This is a genomic window from Streptomyces sp. NPDC058697 (assembly GCF_042715345.1).
In the GTDB taxonomy this organism is placed as follows: Bacteria; Actinomycetota; Actinomycetes; order Streptomycetales; family Streptomycetaceae; genus Streptomyces; species Streptomyces liliifuscus.
In genome coordinates this window covers 690,722-707,655 of the sequence record NZ_JBHXSU010000002.1, presented here as the reverse complement: position 1 = coordinate 707,655, position 16,934 = coordinate 690,722, and the positions used below count along the sequence as shown (strand labels likewise).

Sequence of the window (16,934 nt, the reverse complement as noted above, 5' to 3'; positions counted from 1 at the left end):
GAACGGACCTGGGCCCGGGGAGGTGGTCCTCGTACCCCCCCGCGGAACTACGAACACGGCCGTCCGTCAAGTTCAGCGACTGCGAGTCGATCGCGCTCAGTGGCTGCGGGGCGCGTACATGATCACGGCCATCCCGGCGAGGCACACCAGCGCGCCGATGACGTCGTACCGGTCGGGCCGGTAGCCGTCGGCGACCATGCCCCAGGCGATCGACCCGGCGACGAAGATCCCGCCGTACGCCGCGAGGATGCGTCCGAAGTTGTCGTCGGACTGGAAGGTGGCCACCACGCCGTAGAGGCCTAGGGCGATGACCCCCGCGCCGATCCAGATCCAGCCCTTGTGTTCGCGGATGCCCTGCCAGACCAGCCAGGCCCCGCCGATCTCGAACAGGGCGGCCACGACGAACAGGGCGACGGAGCGTGCAACGGTCATGATCGGTGAGCTTACCGATGGGGGGTGGGGGTTCGGTGTGTGAGGTCGGGTGCGGGTGCGGGTGCGTGGGGGCTTGTCGCGCAGTTCCCCGCGCCCCTAAAAGCGGGCTGCGCCCCGGCTTTTGTCTTCAGGGGCGCGGGGAGCCGCGCGCTCAGCCCCCGCCGGCCCGCAGGCTGCAGGCCAACCGCCGGCGGCTGGCCGTCAGGCGGGTGGCCACCGGTTCCGTGAAGCGGGCGGTGAGGGGGCCGATGATGACCAGGATGAGGACGTAGGCCGTGGCCAGGGGGCCGAGTCGGGGTTCGATGCCGGAGGTGACGGCGAGTCCGGCGATGACGATGGAGAACTCGCCGCGGGCGACGAGGGTGCCGCCGGCCCGCCAGCGGCCCTTGGCGGAGATCCCGGCGCGTCGGGCGGCCCAGTACCCAGTGGCGATCTTCGTGCCGGCGGTGACGACGGCCAGCGCGAGGGCGGGCAGCAGGACGGGCGGGATGCTGGCGGGGTCGGTGTGCAGGCCGAAGAAGACGAAGAACACCGCGGCGAACAGGTCCCGCAGCGGGGACAGCAGCCCGTGCGCGCCCTCGGCGACCTCGCCGGACAGCGCGATGCCCACCAGGAACGCCCCGACGGCCGCGGAGACCTGCAGTTGCTGGGCGACGCCGGCGACCAGCAGCGTCAGGCCCAGCACGACCAGCAGCAGCTTCTCGGGGTCGTCGCTGGAGACGAAGCGGGAGATGTGGCGTCCGTAGCGCACCGCGACCACCAGGACGAGGCCGGCGACGCCGAGCGCGATGGCCAGGGTGGCGCTGCCCGCCGCGAGGCCGGCGCCGGCCAGCAGGGCGGTGATGATGGGCAGGTAGACGGCCATCGAGAGGTCTTCCAGGACCAGGATGCTCAGGATGACCGGGGTCTCGCGGTTGCCGAGGCGGCCCAGGTCGCCGAGGACCTTGGCGATGACGCCGGAGGAGGAGATCCAGGTGACCCCGGCCAGTACGACGGCGGCGACCGGGCCCCAGCCCAGCAGCAGCGCCATCGCGGCACCGGGCAGGGCGTTCAGGGCGGCGTCGACCAGTCCTGCGGGGTACTGGGTCTTGAGGTTGGAGACCAGGTCGGTCGCGGTGTATTCGAGGCCGAGCATGAGCAGCAGCAGGATGACGCCGATCTCGGCCCCGATCGCGACGAACTCCTCGCTGGTGCCCAGCGGCAGCAGCCCGCCCTCGCCGAACGCGAGCCCGGCCAGCAGGTAGAGGGGTATGGGCGAGAACTGGAACCGTCCGGCGAACCGGCCCAGCAGCCCCAGGCCCAGGATGATCGCACCGAACTCGATCAGGAAGATGGCGGAGGAATGCACCGGGTCACTCCCGCCCGAGTATCGCGGCCGCCGCCTCCACACCCTCGCGGGTGCCGATCACGATCAGGATGTCGCCGCCCGCCAGGCGGAAGTCCGGCGCGGGGGAGGGGATCGCCTGCGCGCGCCGCAGCACGGCCACGATCGAGGCTCCGGTCTCGGTGCGCATCCGGGTGTCACCGAGGACGCGCCCGTTCCAGTACGAGACCGACGACAGCTCGATCCGCTCGGCCACCAGGCCGAGGTCGGTGGTGGAGAGCAGGTTCGGGCTGTGGTGCGAGGGCGCCAGCGCGTCGATGAGTGAGGCGGTCTCCAGCTCCGTCAGACGCAGGGACTGGGCGCAGGCGTCGGGGTCGTCGTTCCGGTAGACGTTCACCGTGCGGGTGCCGTCCCGGTGCGCGATCACCGACAGGTGGCGTTGCTCCCTCGTGGTGAGGTCGTACTGGACACCGATCCCCGGCAAGGGTGTGGTGCTCATTCGCCCAGCAGGCACAACCCCTCCCCCCTCTTCATCGATCCTCGCGGCAGCAGTGCGGGCCACGACGGATTCAGCGAGGTGATCCGGCGCGGCGGGGACTCATGGTGCCATCTGCGAACAGCCCGGCGATATGGGTGTCAGCCCGGATGGACACGGCGTCCCCACAGGGGTCAGGGTGAGGCGGGGGCAGTAGATCCCGTCGCAGGCCAGAGCCCTCAACAGGGCCGTTCGGCGGCGGCGGGCGACAGTGGAGGTGAGCGGTCACCGGGAAAGGAGCACAGGTCCATGTCGTTGTACTGGCGGATCTTCGTCCTCAACGCGGGCGTGCTCGTCGTCGCGGTCCTGCTGCTCCTGGGACCGGTCACCGTTTCCACCCCGGTGCTGTTCGGCGAGGCCCTGGTGCTGCTCGCGGGACTGATCGTGATGGTGATCGCGAACGCCGTACTGCTGCGGATCGCACTGGCTCCGCTGGCGCGCCTGAACCGGACCATGGCTACCGTCGACCTCCTCAAGCCCGGCAGCCGTACGACCGTCACCGGACCCGGTGAGATCGCCGAGCTCACCGCAAGCTTCAACGCCATGCTCGCCCGGCTGGAGGCCGAACGCGCCACCAGTTCCGGCAGGGCCCTGTCCGCGCAGGAAGCCGAGCGTCAGCGTCTCGCCAGGGAGCTCCACGACGAGGTCGGACAGACCCTCACCGCCGTCCTGCTCCAGCTCAAACACGCAGCCGACCACGCACCCCGGCCCGTACGCGACGATCTGCGGCAGGCGCAGGAGACCACCCGCGCCGGACTGGACGAGATCCGCCGTATCGCCCGCCGCCTGCGCCCCGGAGTCCTGGAGGAACTCGGTCTGTTGAGCGCCGTGCGCGCCCTGACGGCCGAGTTCACCACCTCCCGCCTGAGCGCGACCGCGCACATCACTCCTGGGCTGCCGCGCCTCGACCCGGCCACCGAACTGGTCCTCTACCGCGTCGCCCAGGAAGGGCTCACCAACACCGCCCGCCATACCCATGCCAGCCGGGTCGAAGTACATCTGCGCGCTCTGCCCGATGCGCGGGTGGGGTTGCTGGTCCGTGACAACGGCCCGGGTATCGGGGCCGCACCCGAAGGAGCCGGCATCAGCGGTATGCGCGAACGGGCCCTCCTCATCGGCGCCGACTTCGAGATCGGCCAGGCCCCTCACGGCGGCACCGAGATACGCCTGAACGTCACCAGCCAGGCAGCCGCCGACCGCCCCCAGGAGACAGCGCGATGACCACACCGGCCCGCATCCTGCTCGCCGACGACCACGCCCTGGTCCGTCACGGCGTCCGCCTCATCCTCGATGCCGAGCCGGACCTGACTGTCGTGGCCGAGGCCTCCGACGGCGCCGAAGCCATCGCCCAGGCCCGCCGCAACGACATCGACCTGGCCATACTCGACATCGCCATGCCCCGCCGGACCGGCCTGCAGGCCGCCCGTGAACTGGCCCGCCTCCGTCCGGGCGTGCGCACCCTGATGCTGACGATGTACGACAACGAGCAGTACTTCTTCGAGGCCCTCAAATCCGGCGCCTCCGGTTACGTACTCAAGTCCGTCGCCGACCGCGACCTGGTCGAAGCCTGCCGGGCCGCCCTGCGCGACGAGCCCTTCATCTACCCCGGTGCCGAGACGACCCTCATCCGTACGTACCTCGACCGCGCCCGCACCGGCGGACAACTGCCCGCCCGCCCCATCACCGAACGCGAAGAGGAGATTCTCAAACTCGTCGCCGAGGGCCACACCTCCAAAGAGATCGCCCTCCTGCTCGTCATCAGCGCCAAAACCGTCGAACGCCACCGCACCAACCTCCTGCAGAAGCTGGGCCTGCGCGACCGATTGGGACTCACCCGCTACGCCATCCGCGTCGGCCTCATCGAGCCCTGAAGGCCGGTCGGGTGGTCGGATGGTGAGGGAGAGTCGGTCGGTGACGAGTCGGAGTTCCGGTGACGAGATGGAGTTGCAGGCTCAAGGACGAGTCGTGTGCGGCCAGTGCCCGGTTGCCACCCATCACGGTTGGTGCGTGACGCTGACCTGCACGGTGATGCTGCCTCTGTTGTCCTGGACGCATCTGTCGGCCTCGTCGTTGATGGCCATCTGCAGGGGGCCGTTCATGGCCGCCTTGAACGTCAGCTTCCGTCCGACGGAGTGGATGGGGGGATTCTGCTTGCCGGTGAGGCGTGCCAGGAGGGTGCCGAAGGGTGCCGCGGGCTTGATCTTGCAATCGTCAGCGCCGCTCAGTGACTCGTCGATGGCCGCGTCGTAGCCGGCCGGTCCGGTCATGGGGATGTTGACGTGGTCGACGGTCCATTCGCCGGAGACGAACCGCACGGTGACCTTGTCTCCTTGCTGGATGGTCACTCCGGTCACCTTCTGCCAGCCGGTTGTGGACTTCACGGCCTGACTGGTGGTCGTGGTGATGGGGTCCTTCTTGAGGGGCAGGACTCCGGTGAGGAAGAGGCCGCCGCCAACGCCCGCCGCCAGCACCGTAGTTGCCGCCAGCGCCCACCACAGCCGCTTCGCGCGCCGGGGGCGGGTGGAGGACTGGGGCGAGGGCCTGAGCGAGGTGGTGTGTGTTGCCGTCGGTGCGCTGTGCCCGGCCGGGATCAGGTGCTGGCGGCCGCTGGTCATGGTGTCCGCGTCGGCCAGCAGGGGCGCGGGCCAGGATGAGTGGGCGGTCGGCGACGGCAGCAGCGGTCCGGCGTCCGCGTGGCCCGCCGCGACGCGGTGCAGCGCGTCACGCGTACTCGCAGCAGTGGGGCGTTCGTCGGGGGACTTGCGCAGGAGTGCCTCGATGAGCGGGCGCAGCGGGCCGAGCCGCTCGCTGAGGGCGGGTTCCTGGTAGGCCACGGCGTGCAGGGTGGCGGGGCGTGCGGGTCTGCGGAAGGGGGACTGTCCGCCGCAGACCATGGCCAGGGTCGCGGCCAGGGACCACAGGTCGGAGGCCGGGCCGACGTCGGCTCCCATCACGCGCTCGGGGGCCATGAATTCCAGCGAGCCGATAAGTTCGCCGGTGGTGGTCAGGAACTCGCCGTCGTCCAGGGCCGCGATGCCGAAGTCGGTCAGGACGGCGTTGCCGTCGGGGCGCAGCAGGACGTTGGCCGGTTTGACGTCGCGGTGCAGGGTGCCGGCCGCGTGCACCGCCACCAGCGCGTCGAGGAGTTGGAGTCCCAGTGCGGCGGTGTGCTGCGGAGTGAGTGGTCCGTGCTCGGCCAGGTGGTGGGCCAGCGAGGGGCCCTGGACGAGTTCCATGACGATCCACAGCCGGTCCTCGGACTCGACCAGGTCGTGGACGCCCACGACATGCGGGTGCGGTACCCGTGCGACCGCGCGCGCCTCACGGATCGTACGGCGCAGCCGGATGCGGTGTTCCTCGTCGCCGTGGGTGAGGATGTGCAGTTCCTTGACGGCGACCGGGCGGTCCAGCAACTGGTCATGGGCCCGCCAGACCGTGCCCATGCCTCCTCTGCCGAGGATGTCGTGCAGCAGATACCGGTCCGCGATCAGCCGCCCCGAGCCGCGTTCCGAACGTAACCCCGCCTGGTGATCGCCATCTCCGGATATCACGCGCTCTCTCACGTTTCCTTCCCGGCGGCCTGGGCGCCCACCGGTCGTCGTTTGTTCGAACGGGGCCGAGCGTAGCGGCCCGGGCCGGTCCGGTGCATGGCGTCGGTCCACGTCGTACGTTCTGCCGCTGAGGGGGGCAGCAACAACAGTGGCCCCTCGAAAACACCCAGGGGCCACTGCCGTTGCTGCTATCGCATCACTTGGCGGGCTTGTAGAAGGTGTAGGTGGCGGAGTAGTGGACGCTCGTCTGGTCCGTGCCGGTGCAGGCGGTGGCCGGGGCGACGCCGCCGCGGGTGTCGAGGCGCTGGATGTAGGAGACGTCGGCGAAGACCCCGGTGCCGCGAGTGGCGGTGGACTTCAGGAGGAGCTCGGGGATGGTGCCGGCCTTCGGGGAGGTGGCGAGGGCGGCGGCGTTCACGGCGCTGCCGTCCACCGTGGACACCCAGACGGGGCCGCGGGAGTGGAGGGCGACCGTACGGCGGGAGTGGTCCTTCTTGGCCCACAGGGTGGCGGCGGGCTCCAGCAGCTTCCAGGCGCCGTCGGTGCAGGTGTAGGTCTGGACGCCTTCGGCGGAGAAGACGCCGGTGAGCCGGTTGCCGTCGGGGACCTTCAGCGCGGCGGGAACGTCGACGCCGGTGCGGGCGGACTGCGAGGCCGCCGCCGGGCCGACCGTCGCGCCTATGAGCGTGGCGGCGGTGACAGTGGCGAGAGCCGTGGTGGTGAGGACAAGCCGCTTGGCTAGCTTCATCAGGTGTGTCTCCAGAGCAATTTCTGAACGTGTTCGCGGGAATGGACGCGGATGCCGTGCGTGTCCCAAGCCAGGACTGGGCAGGTTCCGGACGTCCGGGCCAGTCAGATGATCTTCAGCCCTGATGCCGCACTGTACGCGTGAAGCCAGCCCGTTGTTCAGCCAACTTCTGATCAGTTGGTGGTCAACTCTGCTCACCGGCTCGGAGAGCCGAATGTCAGGCTCAGACGCGTATGGATCCAGGCCTTGCGCGTATGGCTGTGCGGCGCGGGACGGTGGTTGCGTAGGCCGTCGTAGTCGTCGCCGGGGCACCACAGAACGTGCGATTTCACGAGCCACCCCGGCCGAACCACCGTAAGCCGAAAAGGAATTCAGCATGACTGGCATCGCGGACATAGAGTCGTACCCGTTGCCGACATCGGCGGAGCTGCCGAAGAACGTGGCCGCCTGGACGGTCGACCCGCGGCGCGGCGCGTTGCTGATACATGACATGCAGCAGTACTTCCTGCGTCCCTTTCCCGAGACCATGACCAGGCAGCTCGTACGGAACACGGCCTCGGTGCTGGACCGTTGCCGGGCGCTGGGCATGCCGGTGGCGTACACGATGCAGCCCGGTGGGATGGCTCCTTCGCAGCGCGGCCTGCTCGCCGACTTCTGGGGTGCGGGAATGACAGTCGCACCGGCCGACCGTGACGTGCCCGAACCACTCCAACCCGGGTCGCTGGACGGGGTGTTCACGAAGTGGCGGTACAGCGCGTTCTTCCGTACCGAGTTACTGGCATGGCTGAGTCGGCACGATGCCGATCAGCTCGTCATCTGCGGGGTGTACGCCCATATAGGCGTCCTGGCCAGTGCGGTCGACGCGTTCAGCAACGACGTCCAGCCCTTCGTCGTGGCCGACGCGGTCGCCGACTTCTCGGCGCAGGACCATCGATTCGCCCTGGAGTACGCCGCGCGGAAGTGCGCTGTCGTGGTCACCGCGGAGGACGTCCTGCCGTGACCGGTACGTCAGGTCTGCTCCGCCGGGTGCTGGCCGCGGAGCCGCCCCCGTTCGCGCTGCTGTACCGCCCGGAACGGACCGGACGACACCAACTCGACGTACTGACAGGCGAGTTGTGTACGCCGGACAAGCTCGCCGATGTCCCGGTGGCCGAAGACGGTGCCGAAGAGGGTGCTGAAGACGGCCAGGAGCATCAGGTGCTGGCCGTCATTCCCTACCGGCAGCTCCGCGAACGCGGCCTCGCGTGTGTCGACGACGGCGCGCCGCTGATCGCGATGGTGATCACCGAGCAGGCGGTGGTGCCGCTGCACGAGCTGCTCCGACGCATCCCCGAGGTCCCGGTCCGGCTCGTGGACGGGCACTTCGACACCGACGACGACACCTATGCCCGTACCGTCGAACGGGTCGTCAGGGACGAGATCGGGCAGGGCGCGGGCTCGAACTTCGTGCTCGGACGGCGCTTTGCCGGGCGTATCGCCGACTACGACCTCGACGTGGCCCGCGCCGTCTTCCGCCGGCTGTGCGAACAGGAGTCCGGCGCGTACTGGACTTTCCTCATCCACACCGGCACACGCACGTTCGTCGGTGCCACACCGGAACGCCACGTCAGCCTGCATGACGGTGACGCGGTGATGAACCCGATCAGCGGCACGTACCGCCATCCCGAGGACGGCCCCACCCTCGCCGGACTGATGGCGTTCCTGGACAGCCACAAGGAATCCGACGAGCTGCACATGGTGCTCGACGAGGAACTGAAGATGATGGCCCGCGTCTGCGACGGCGGCCGTGCTCAGGTCCTGGGACCGCGGCTCAAGGAGATGGCACGGCTGGCGCACACCGAGTACCTCGTCACGGGCCGTTCCCGCCGGCACCCGCTGGACATCCTGTCGGAGACGATGTTCGCGCCCACGGTGACCGGCAGCCCGCTGGCCAGCGCATGCGAGGTGATCACCCGGTACGAGCCGGCCGGACGCGGCTACTACGGCGGGGTCGCCGCGCTGATCGGCCGCGATCCCGCGGGCGGCCATCGTCTCGACTCGGCCATCATGATCCGTACAGCGGATGTCGACCCGACAGGCCGGGTCGGGATCGGCGTTGGCGCCACGCTCGTACGGCACTCGGATCCGGCGGCCGAGGCGGCGGAGACCCGTGCCAAGGCGGCGACCCTGCTCCGGGCCATGTCCACCGATCCGGGGGCCGAGGCCCGTCGTGGGCCCGGCCGCCTTCGCCCGCTCGGCGAGCACCCCTACGTACGGGACGTGCTGCAGCGCCGCAGACGGGGCCTCGCCGGGTTCTGGCTCGACACCGAACACCCACCGCCGACGCCGGTGTCCTCCCCACGCCGGGTCCTGGTGGTCGACGCCGAGGACATGTTCACCGCGATGATCGCCGCCCAACTCCGCTCACTGGGCCTGGTGGTGACCGTTCGGCGCTGGGACGAACCGTACTCGTGGGATGCGGACGATCTTGTCGTGCTGGGTCCAGGGCCGGGCGACCCCCGAGGCGCCGACGACCCCAGGAACTCCCACCTCCGCGGGGCGATCGAGACACTGCTGGCCGGGCGGAAGCCGTTCCTCGCCGTGTGTCTGAGCCACCAACTGCTCAGCCTGGTACTCGGTTTGGACGTGCGCCGCGGCGCCGTGCCGCACCAGGGCACGCAACGCCAGATCGAGTTGTTCGGCGAGAACGAGACGGTGGGCTTCTACAACACGTTCGCCGCCCACAGCGACACCGACAAGCTCGATGTGCCAGGGGTAGGCCTGGTGGAGGTCGGTCGGGACCCGGGCACCGGCGAGGTGCACGCACTGCGCGGACCCGGCTTCGCCTCCCTGCAGTTCCACGCCGAGTCGGTGCTGACCCGCAACGGCCCCGCCCTCCTCGCCGCGCGCATCGACGAGGCGCTGGCCTGACACATGCCCAACCCGCCACCGAGGAGATCGACCATGACCCAACACACGAGGCCCCAGGAGTGGGTCGACAACGACTCCGAACTCCGCCGCACCAACCGGGCCACGGTGCAGCGATACCTGGACATGACTCAAGGACCGGCGAGGCTCGAACGCCACCACCTCTTCACCGAGGACGCGCGAGGCGGCCTGTGGACCACCGACACCGGGCAACCGGCCGCTGTCACGGGACGGGACAACCTGTACCTGATGGCCGCATGGTCGCTCGAGTGTTTCCCCGACTGGCGCTGGACCAACGTCGAGATCTTCGAGACGCAGGACCCCGACCGGATATGGGTCGAGTGCGACGGAGAAGGGCAGATCATCTTCCCCCACTATCCGCCGGGCCACTACCGCAACCACTTCATCCACTCGTTCCGCCTCGACAACGGAAAGATCGCGGAGATAAGGGAGTTCATGAATCCCTGCGAGCAGATGCGGGCTCTGGGCATCGTGGTACCGGTCGTCAAGAGGGGCGGAATCCCCACCGACGGCGAGGCGGTATGACCTCGGTGATCGTCGTCGGCTCGGGCGCGGCGGGGCTGGCCGCGGCCCTGTCGGCACGGGAGTCGGGCGCCGACGTCACCGTTGTCGAGGCCACCTCGACGATCGGCGGCACCACCGCCCTTTCCAGCGGCGCGGCCTGGCTGCCCAACAACCACCTGCCGCTCGCCGCCGAGGACACCCCGGAGCGCGCCCGTACCTATCTGAGTGCCCTCGGCCGCTCCGACGAGCACGCGTACGGGTTCGGGATCGGGTACGACCGCGGGCACGGGAACGAGTACAGGCATGCGTCCGCGGACACCGCCATGTCCGACCGCTTCGTCGACGAGGCACCGCGCGTGGCCGAATGGCTCGAGACGAAGACACCGCTGCGCTGGGCCACCCTTCCCATACCGGACTGCCACGGCACGCTGCCGGGCGGGTACGACGCCGGACGCTCGCTCGAACCACGGCCGTTCCGCACCACACCGCGGGTCGCCGCTCTGGTGCGTGCCGCTCTGCCCTGGCGGCCGCGGGCGACCCTCACCGAACTTCTCACCGGCGGAGCCGCACCCGATCTCATCGAGCAGCGCAGACAGGCCGGAACAGGCACCGCGGGGCAGGCACTGGTGGCGGCACTGCTCACGGCCGCCGTCGACGCGGGCGTCACCATCCGCACACACGCCAGAGCGACGAGGTTCCTCGGCACCGGTGTGGCGGTCGACGGCACACCGCTCGACGGACGGGTCGTACTCGCGACGGGTGGCTTCGAACGCGACGAGGCGCTCGTCCGGCGCTTCCTCGGCGGCCCGATCGCCGGTCTCACGGGAGCACCCGGTGCCCGGGGTGACGGGCTGCGCATGGCCGTCGCCGCCGGGGCGGCGCTGCACAACACGGCGCAGGCCTGGTGGTGCCCGACGATCCGGATTCCCGGCGACGCGGTCGAAGGCGAACCCGTGCACCGGATACTCCTCGCCGAGCGTGCGCGCCCCGGTGCCGTGCTGGTCGACTGCGACGGTCACCGGTTCACCAACGAGGCCCGGAGCTACCACGAGGTCGGCCGAGCGCTGCACCCGACCGAACCGTCATGGCTGATCGTCGACGCCGCCCACCGCCGCCGCTATCCGATCGGTCCGGTCCGCCCCCAGGACCCCGACCCGGACTGGCTGCAACGCGCTTGCACGCTCACGGAGTTGGCACGACTCATCGACGTCCCGGGCGACGCGCTCGCCAAGACGGTCAGCCGGTTCAACTGGGCGGCGGCCGCCGGCGAGGATCCGGACTTCGACCGAGGAGCGAACCCCTACGACGGTGTCATGGGTGATCCCGGCGCCGTCCACCCGACGTTGGGGCCCCTGTACACACCACCCTTCTACGCCGTGCCGGTACGGCCCGGACTAGGCGGAACCAGCGGCGGCCCGCACACCGATCCCGACGGGCGTGTGCTGCGCGACGACGGAACGGCCGTACCGGGGCTGTACGCCGCCGGCAACGTCGCCGCCGGCCCGTTCGGGTCCGCCTACCCGGGCACCGGCGCGACGATCGGCCAGGCCCTCGTGTTCGGCGCCCAGGCAGGCAGAGCAGCGGCAGGAGACTGAACCCACCATGCACCAGTACGTGATCGTCGACGTGTTCACCACGGTCCCGCTGCAGGGCAACCCCCTGGCCGTCTTCCCGGACGCGGTCGGTATCCCCGCCGAGAGGATGCAGCTGATCGCCCGCGAGATGAACCTCTCGGAGACGACGTTCGTCCTCCCCGCCCGGGCCGACGGGGACCGGCGGGTCCGCATCTTCACCCCGGTCAACGAACTGCCGTTCGCCGGGCACCCGGTACTGGGCACAGCCGCGGTGCTCGGCGTGTCCACGACGGTGGACCGGCTGCGGCTCGAAACCGCGGGCGGCACCATTCCGATCGACTTCAGCCACCGACGCGAGCGGACCGTCACGGCCGCCATGCGCCAGCCGATCCCGGTCCGGGAGCCGTACGGGCGACAGGGCGAACTCCTCGACGCGCTCGGCCTCGAATCCTCGACCTTGCCGGTGGACGCCTACCGCAACGGGCCCCGGCACGTCTACGTCGGAGTCGAGAGCGAAGCGGCACTCGCCCGGCTCCAACCCGATCTGCGCGCGCTGGCGCGACACCCGGACATGGCCGCCATCTGCTTCGCGCGCTCCGGGGCTTCCGGGGCCAACGGGGGTTCTGAGGGCTCAGGCGGCTCGGGGGATCACTGGCGGATGAGGATGTTCTCCCCGGCCTACGGCGTGAGCGAGGACGCGGGGACGGGATCGGCCGCCGGCCCACTCGCGGTGCACCTCGCGAGGTACGGACTCGTCCCGTTCGGAAAGCGGATCGAGATCGTCCAAGGCGTGGAGATGGGCCGCCCGTCACGGATGTTCGCCAGGGCGGAGGGCGACAGCCGCCAACTCGACATGGTCGAGGTCGAAGGATCAGCGGTCATCACCGCCCACGGGACCCTCCTCGCCTGAGCCTGGCCGGTCCCCATCGCCCGGTTCAGGCTCCACAGGCCCGGCGGGACTCCAGATCGCGGAAGCGGCCGGGTGAAATGCCGTACTCACGGCGGAAAGCGGCTCCGAACGCGAATTCCGTCGAGTAGCCGACCTGACGGGCGATCGTCGCCAGCGGCGCCTTGGTCTCCCGGAGCAGACGGGCCCCGTGGCTCAGTCGTCGGCCGGTCAGATACGTCATGGGCGGCTTTCCCACCATCGCCGTGAATCGCTTGGTGAACGCGGTCCGCGACATTCCCACACTCTTGCCGAGCTGCTCCACCGTCCATGGCTTGTGCAGGCTCGTATGGATCTCCCGCAACGCGACGGTGATGGCGGGATCGTCGGTCTCCGGCCGGTCCGCGTCGCGATTCTGCTCCAGCCACTGGCGCAGGGCGTGGGTCAGCAGCAGGTCCAGGAGTGCGGGGCGGGTCGCCCCACTGCCCGGTTGCGCGTCGGACACGTCCATGGCCAACAGGTCGGCCAGCAACCGCAGTTGCAGGGCCCGGTCATGGCCCGGCGAGACCACGAGGAGCTCGGGTAACGCCTTTAAGTACGGGTGTACTTGTCCGTGGTCGAGCCAGTACGCGCCGCCGAGGAGCTCGACGTCCGCAGGATCGGGACCGTGCGGATCCCTGCTCACGACCGCTGCCACCGGGGGCAGGTCCTTGAGCAGGCCCGGTGTGTGACTGAATCCGAGTTCGGCGCCGGACGGGGTGAGGACGACATCGCCCGCCTTGAGCGCACGTGGCCGCCCGATTGCCGGGATCAGCCAGCCACTGCCCCGCAGGAGTACGTGGAAGCCGCTGCCCGCGAAGGCGGGGAACCGCATGCCCCAGGAGCCCCACTCCCTGACCCGGCAGGCCTCGGCCCGCCCGATCCGCACGCTGCCGATGGCCTCGCTCAGTATGTCCGTGCCTGAGCCGGTACTGGCACGGGTGATGGCAGCCGCGCGGGTGGAACTGTTCTGGTTCACGAGTCTCTCGTCTTTCGTATGCAGCAGGGCCCGGAACTACTCGGGTATGCCCTACCGTCCGAGCCTAGGCCGACCGGCACTCCAGACACTTGAACCACAGCGGCATCCGAACAGAACATCCGCGCCACGAGCCGGTGTCGTCGGGCGGCAGTCACTCCCCGACATCCACGTGTTCGTACGCACGCGTATGGACCCGCGTCACCGGAGTATGTGCCCCTCGGCCGGTCGCTGGTTGAGTCGGCTGTGCGACAACCTCATCCGACCGGCCGCGCCGACTTCGTCCGTGAGGGCAGCGACACCGATGAAGCGGGGATGCCGATGAAGGACGTCACGATCACCGAGCTGTTCGCCGATCGCGTGCGCTGCGCACCCACGGCGACGGCGCTGCGCTTCCGCGGTGAGGAGATGACCTATCGGCAGTTGGATCTGCGGGCCGAAGGCCTGGCACACCGGCTGCGGGACATCGGAGTCGGGCCGGAGGACATCGTCGGCGTATGCGTCGAGCGCTCCTTCGAGATGATCGTCGCTCTGCTCGGTGTGCTGAAGGCAGGAGCCGCGTATCTGCCGTTGCATCCGGAGGAGCCCGCCCTGCGGCTGCGGTTCATGCTCGACCACGCGGGCGCCCGTGTCCTGCTCACCCACCGGCCCGTCCTCGGTCGACTGCCCCATCTCGACGTGACCGTGCTCGATGTGGACGGCCCCGAGGTCCCTGGTGCCGCGCCACTTCCGCCCACCGGGTCGGCCGACGGGCTGGCGTACGTGCGCTACACCTCCGGCTCGACCGGTCATCCGAAGGCAGTGGCCGTGCCGCACCGTGGCGTGGTCCGGCTCGTGCACGACACCGAGTGGATCGAGTTCGGCCCCGACCAGACCTTTCTCCAGCTGTGTGCGCTGACGTTCGACCCGTCCGAGTTCGAGATCTGGGGAGCCCTGCTGAACGGTGGCTGCCTGGTCGTCCACCCGCCCGGCCCCTTGTCGCTGCCCGAACTGGCGGAGTCCCTCCGGCGGGAGAAGATCACGACGCTGTGGCTGACCGCCGGGCTGTTCCACCGCATGGTGGACCGACACGTGGACAGCCTCGGCGGGCTTCGCCAACTCGTCGCCGGCGGAGATGTGCTCTCACCGGCCCACGTCAACCGCGTACGGCGTGCCCACCCCAAGGTCCGGATGGTCAACGGCTACGGCCCGACGGAGAACACCTGCTTCACGACATCCCACACGGTCACCCGCCAGGTCGGCGGGACGGTTCCGATCGGCACGCCGATCGCCGGTACGCGCGTGTACATCCTGGACGAGGGCCTGCGGCCGGTTCCCGAGGGGGAGTGGGGAGAGTTGTACACCGGCGGAGCCGGGCTCGCGCGCGGTTACCTGCACCGTCCGGAGTTGACCGAGCAGCGATTCCTGCCCGATCCGTTCCTGCCGGGCGAACGCATGTACCGGGTCGGGGATGTGGTCCGCCGCGGCTGGAGCGGCGTGATGGAGTTCCGCGGCCGCGTCGACGACCAGGTGAAGATAGCCGGCCACAGGATCGAGCCCGGCGAGATCGTGGCCGTGCTGACCGAGCAGCCCGGTGTGTCGGAGGCCGTCGTGATCGCCCGGGAGGACGTCACGCCGGGCGAGAAGGTCCTCGTCGCCTACGTCGTCGCGGAACTCCCGGGACTCCCTGAACTCCCTGAACTCCCGGACGAGAGCCTGGCCGGCCTGGCCACCGAACTGCGCCGAGCGCTCCGCCACCGGTTGCCGCGGCACATGGTCCCCGCCGCGATCACGATCGTCCCCGAGTTCCCCTTGACCCGGGCCGGCAAGATCGACCGTACGGCGCTACCGGCGCCGAAGCTCGCGCCGCGCGCCACTGACACCGCGTACGAGTCCCCGAGGACGCCGGTCGAGACGAAGCTGGCCGATGTCTTCGCCGATGCGCTCGCGGTCGAACAGGTCGGCATCCACGACGACTTCTTCGCCATCGGCGGCAACTCGCTCATCGCCGCGGACGTCCTCGCCCGACTCCGCGGCGAACTGGCGGTCGACGTACCGGCGGCCCGCCTGTTCTTCGAGAACCCCACGGTGGCCGGGCTGGCCGAAACGGTCGCCGCGCACCCCGAATCGTCCACTGAATCGTCCACCGACCCGTCCGACGAAGACCACGAGGGAGACAGGGCATGCGGCTGACACACCCGACCGGAGACGAAGCGATCGACCTGGACAAGGTGGACCTGGTCGACCCCGTCCTGCACGCGGAGGGTGACCCGCATGCCATCTGGCTCGCCATGCGCACCCACGACCCCGTGCACTGGCAGCAGTTACGTCCGGACCTGGGGTTCTGGTCGGCGACGGCCTACGACGACGTCGCGAGGGTGTTACGGGACCACACGGCGTTCACCTCCGAACACGGCACGCTGCTGAACCTGTTGGGGAGGAAGGACCCGGCCGGCGGGAAGCAACTTCCCGCGACCGATCCGCCACGGCACACACGCATGCGCTCACCGATCCAGCGCGCGCTCAACGGCCGTGCGGTGGAGGGGCATCGCGGAATGATCCGCGACGAGGTGCGCCGCCTTTTCGACGGGATCGTCGACGGTGAGCCGTTCGACTTCGCCGCGCTGACCGACCAGTTGCCGATGGCGGTGATCGGGACCCTCATGGGCCTCGATCGCGACAACTGGTCCCACCTGACGCTCCTCACCACCCAGGCCGTCGCGCCGGACGACCCCGAGTTCGTACGACCGGAGGGTGCGCAAGCCACCCTGCACCGGGCACACCGGGAGTTGTTCGTCTGCTTGCAGGACGCCATCGCGAAACGCCGGGGCGGCGGCACCGGCGACCTGATCGACGTACTGTCCACGATGGAGTTCGAAGACGGCGGAGGACCGCTGACCGCGGGTGAGATCGTCTCGAACTGCTACAGCCTGCTGCTCGGCGCGAACGTCACGACACCACACGTACCGAACGCGGCCCTGGCCGAGTTGACCGCCACTGGTACGTATGCCGACTGGGCCGGCCGTCCGGAGCTGCTGGACAGCGGGATCGAGGAAGCGCTGCGCTGGTCCTCACCGACCAGCCACTTCATCCGGTACGCCACGCACGACGTCCAACTCGGCAAGGTCACGGTCCGCGCGGGTGAGGCGGTCGCCGCGTGGATCGGCTCGGCGAACCGGGACGCGAGCGTGTTCCCGGACCCGTACACCTTCGACGTGCGCCGCAACGCCCAGCGGCACCTTGCCTTCGGCGTCGGCCCGCACTTCTGCCTCGGCCACGCCCTGGTCAGGATCACGTTGGAGGAGTTCTTCCAAGAACTCTTCGCCCAATTCGAGCACTTCGAGCCGGCGGGTGAACCAGAGCACCTGCACTCGAACTTCATCGCGGGAATCAAGCACCTGCCGCTGGTCGCGACTCGCCACGAGACGGGTGGCCTGTGACCCCGGTCCCTCCTTCGT

15 protein-coding genes are annotated in these 16,934 nt (G+C 69.7%); 9 read left to right on the top strand and 6 right to left on the bottom strand.

Features of this window, described 5'->3' with window-relative positions; translation table 11 throughout:
* Nucleotides 1–96: 96 nt before the first annotated feature.
* The 3 genes from ACFWXQ_RS07685 to ACFWXQ_RS07675 all read right to left on the bottom strand — a co-directional run bounded on the left by ACFWXQ_RS07685 (nt 97) and on the right by ACFWXQ_RS07675 (nt 2,255).
* Nucleotides 97–432 carry a YnfA family protein gene (locus ACFWXQ_RS07685; RefSeq protein WP_055616634.1) on the bottom strand — a complete coding sequence of 112 codons (336 nt, stop codon included), beginning with the start codon at nt 430–432 and terminating at the stop codon, nt 97–99.
* A gap of 151 nt (nt 433–583) precedes the next feature.
* Nucleotides 584–1,780 carry a cation:proton antiporter gene (locus tag ACFWXQ_RS07680; RefSeq protein ID WP_383938252.1) on the bottom strand — a complete coding sequence of 399 codons (1,197 nt, stop codon included), beginning with the start codon at nt 1,778–1,780 and terminating at the stop codon, nt 584–586.
* Nucleotides 1,781–1,784: 4 nt separating this feature from the next.
* Entirely contained in the window at nt 1,785–2,255 is a 471-nt protein-coding gene (locus ACFWXQ_RS07675) for a cation:proton antiporter regulatory subunit (protein ID WP_383938255.1), read from the bottom strand.
* A gap of 285 nt (nt 2,256–2,540) precedes the next feature.
* On the opposite strand from ACFWXQ_RS07675, the gene ACFWXQ_RS07670 reads away from it, so the two are divergent.
* Nucleotides 2,541–3,512, top strand: a complete 972-nt coding sequence (locus tag ACFWXQ_RS07670; protein WP_383938258.1) for a HAMP domain-containing sensor histidine kinase — start codon at nt 2,541–2,543, stop codon at nt 3,510–3,512.
* Nucleotides 3,509–4,162, top strand: a complete 654-nt coding sequence (locus ACFWXQ_RS07665) for a response regulator (RefSeq protein WP_384080587.1) — start codon at nt 3,509–3,511, stop codon at nt 4,160–4,162. The genes ACFWXQ_RS07670 and ACFWXQ_RS07665 overlap by 4 nt, the downstream gene beginning before the upstream one ends.
* Nucleotides 4,163–4,285: 123 nt before the next feature.
* Here ACFWXQ_RS07665 and ACFWXQ_RS07660 read toward each other — a convergent pair whose 3' ends face one another.
* Nucleotides 4,286–5,842, bottom strand: coding sequence for a serine/threonine-protein kinase (locus tag ACFWXQ_RS07660; protein WP_383951174.1), 1,557 nt, complete (start codon nt 5,840–5,842; stop codon nt 4,286–4,288).
* 196 nt (nt 5,843–6,038) lie between these two features.
* Nucleotides 6,039–6,590 carry a DUF3455 domain-containing protein gene (locus ACFWXQ_RS07655; protein WP_383951177.1) on the bottom strand — a complete coding sequence of 184 codons (552 nt, stop codon included), beginning with the start codon at nt 6,588–6,590 and terminating at the stop codon, nt 6,039–6,041.
* A 376-nt stretch (nt 6,591–6,966) separates the two neighbouring features.
* Between ACFWXQ_RS07655 and ACFWXQ_RS07650 the strand changes: the two genes are divergently transcribed.
* The 5 genes from ACFWXQ_RS07650 to ACFWXQ_RS07630 are packed head-to-tail and all read left to right on the top strand — an operon-like array spanning nt 6,967 to nt 12,506.
* Nucleotides 6,967–7,590 carry an isochorismatase family protein gene (locus ACFWXQ_RS07650; RefSeq protein ID WP_383951179.1) on the top strand — a complete coding sequence of 208 codons (624 nt, stop codon included), beginning with the start codon at nt 6,967–6,969 and terminating at the stop codon, nt 7,588–7,590.
* On the top strand, nt 7,587–9,500 hold the full coding sequence (locus tag ACFWXQ_RS07645; protein WP_383951180.1) for an anthranilate synthase family protein: 1,914 nt from the start codon (nt 7,587–7,589) through the stop codon (nt 9,498–9,500). Before ACFWXQ_RS07650 ends, ACFWXQ_RS07645 begins: the two co-directional genes overlap by 4 nt.
* Nucleotides 9,501–9,533: 33 nt before the next feature.
* On the top strand, nt 9,534–10,043 hold the full coding sequence (locus ACFWXQ_RS07640) for a PhzA/PhzB family protein (RefSeq protein WP_383951183.1): 510 nt from the start codon (nt 9,534–9,536) through the stop codon (nt 10,041–10,043).
* Nucleotides 10,040–11,617 carry an FAD-dependent oxidoreductase gene (locus ACFWXQ_RS07635; protein WP_383951186.1) on the top strand — a complete coding sequence of 526 codons (1,578 nt, stop codon included), beginning with the start codon at nt 10,040–10,042 and terminating at the stop codon, nt 11,615–11,617. Before ACFWXQ_RS07640 ends, ACFWXQ_RS07635 begins: the two co-directional genes overlap by 4 nt.
* A gap of 7 nt (nt 11,618–11,624) precedes the next feature.
* Nucleotides 11,625–12,506, top strand: a complete 882-nt coding sequence (locus ACFWXQ_RS07630) for a PhzF family phenazine biosynthesis protein (protein ID WP_383951188.1) — start codon at nt 11,625–11,627, stop codon at nt 12,504–12,506.
* Nucleotides 12,507–12,531: 25 nt separating this feature from the next.
* On the opposite strand, the gene ACFWXQ_RS07625 is transcribed toward ACFWXQ_RS07630, so the two are convergent.
* On the bottom strand, nt 12,532–13,500 hold the full coding sequence (locus tag ACFWXQ_RS07625; RefSeq protein ID WP_383951191.1) for an AraC family transcriptional regulator: 969 nt from the start codon (nt 13,498–13,500) through the stop codon (nt 12,532–12,534).
* A 243-nt stretch (nt 13,501–13,743) separates the two neighbouring features.
* Between ACFWXQ_RS07625 and ACFWXQ_RS07620 the strand changes: the two genes are divergently transcribed.
* Both ACFWXQ_RS07620 and ACFWXQ_RS07615 read left to right on the top strand, forming a co-directional pair.
* Nucleotides 13,744–15,669 (top strand): amino acid adenylation domain-containing protein, encoded by a 1,926-nt coding sequence (locus ACFWXQ_RS07620; protein ID WP_383951194.1) that lies wholly within the window; start codon nt 13,744–13,746, stop codon nt 15,667–15,669.
* A complete protein-coding gene (locus tag ACFWXQ_RS07615) occupies nt 15,660–16,916 on the top strand; it encodes a cytochrome P450 (protein ID WP_383951197.1) in 1,257 nt (418 codons plus the stop codon). Before ACFWXQ_RS07620 ends, ACFWXQ_RS07615 begins: the two co-directional genes overlap by 10 nt.
* Nucleotides 16,917–16,934: the final 18 nt, after the last annotated feature.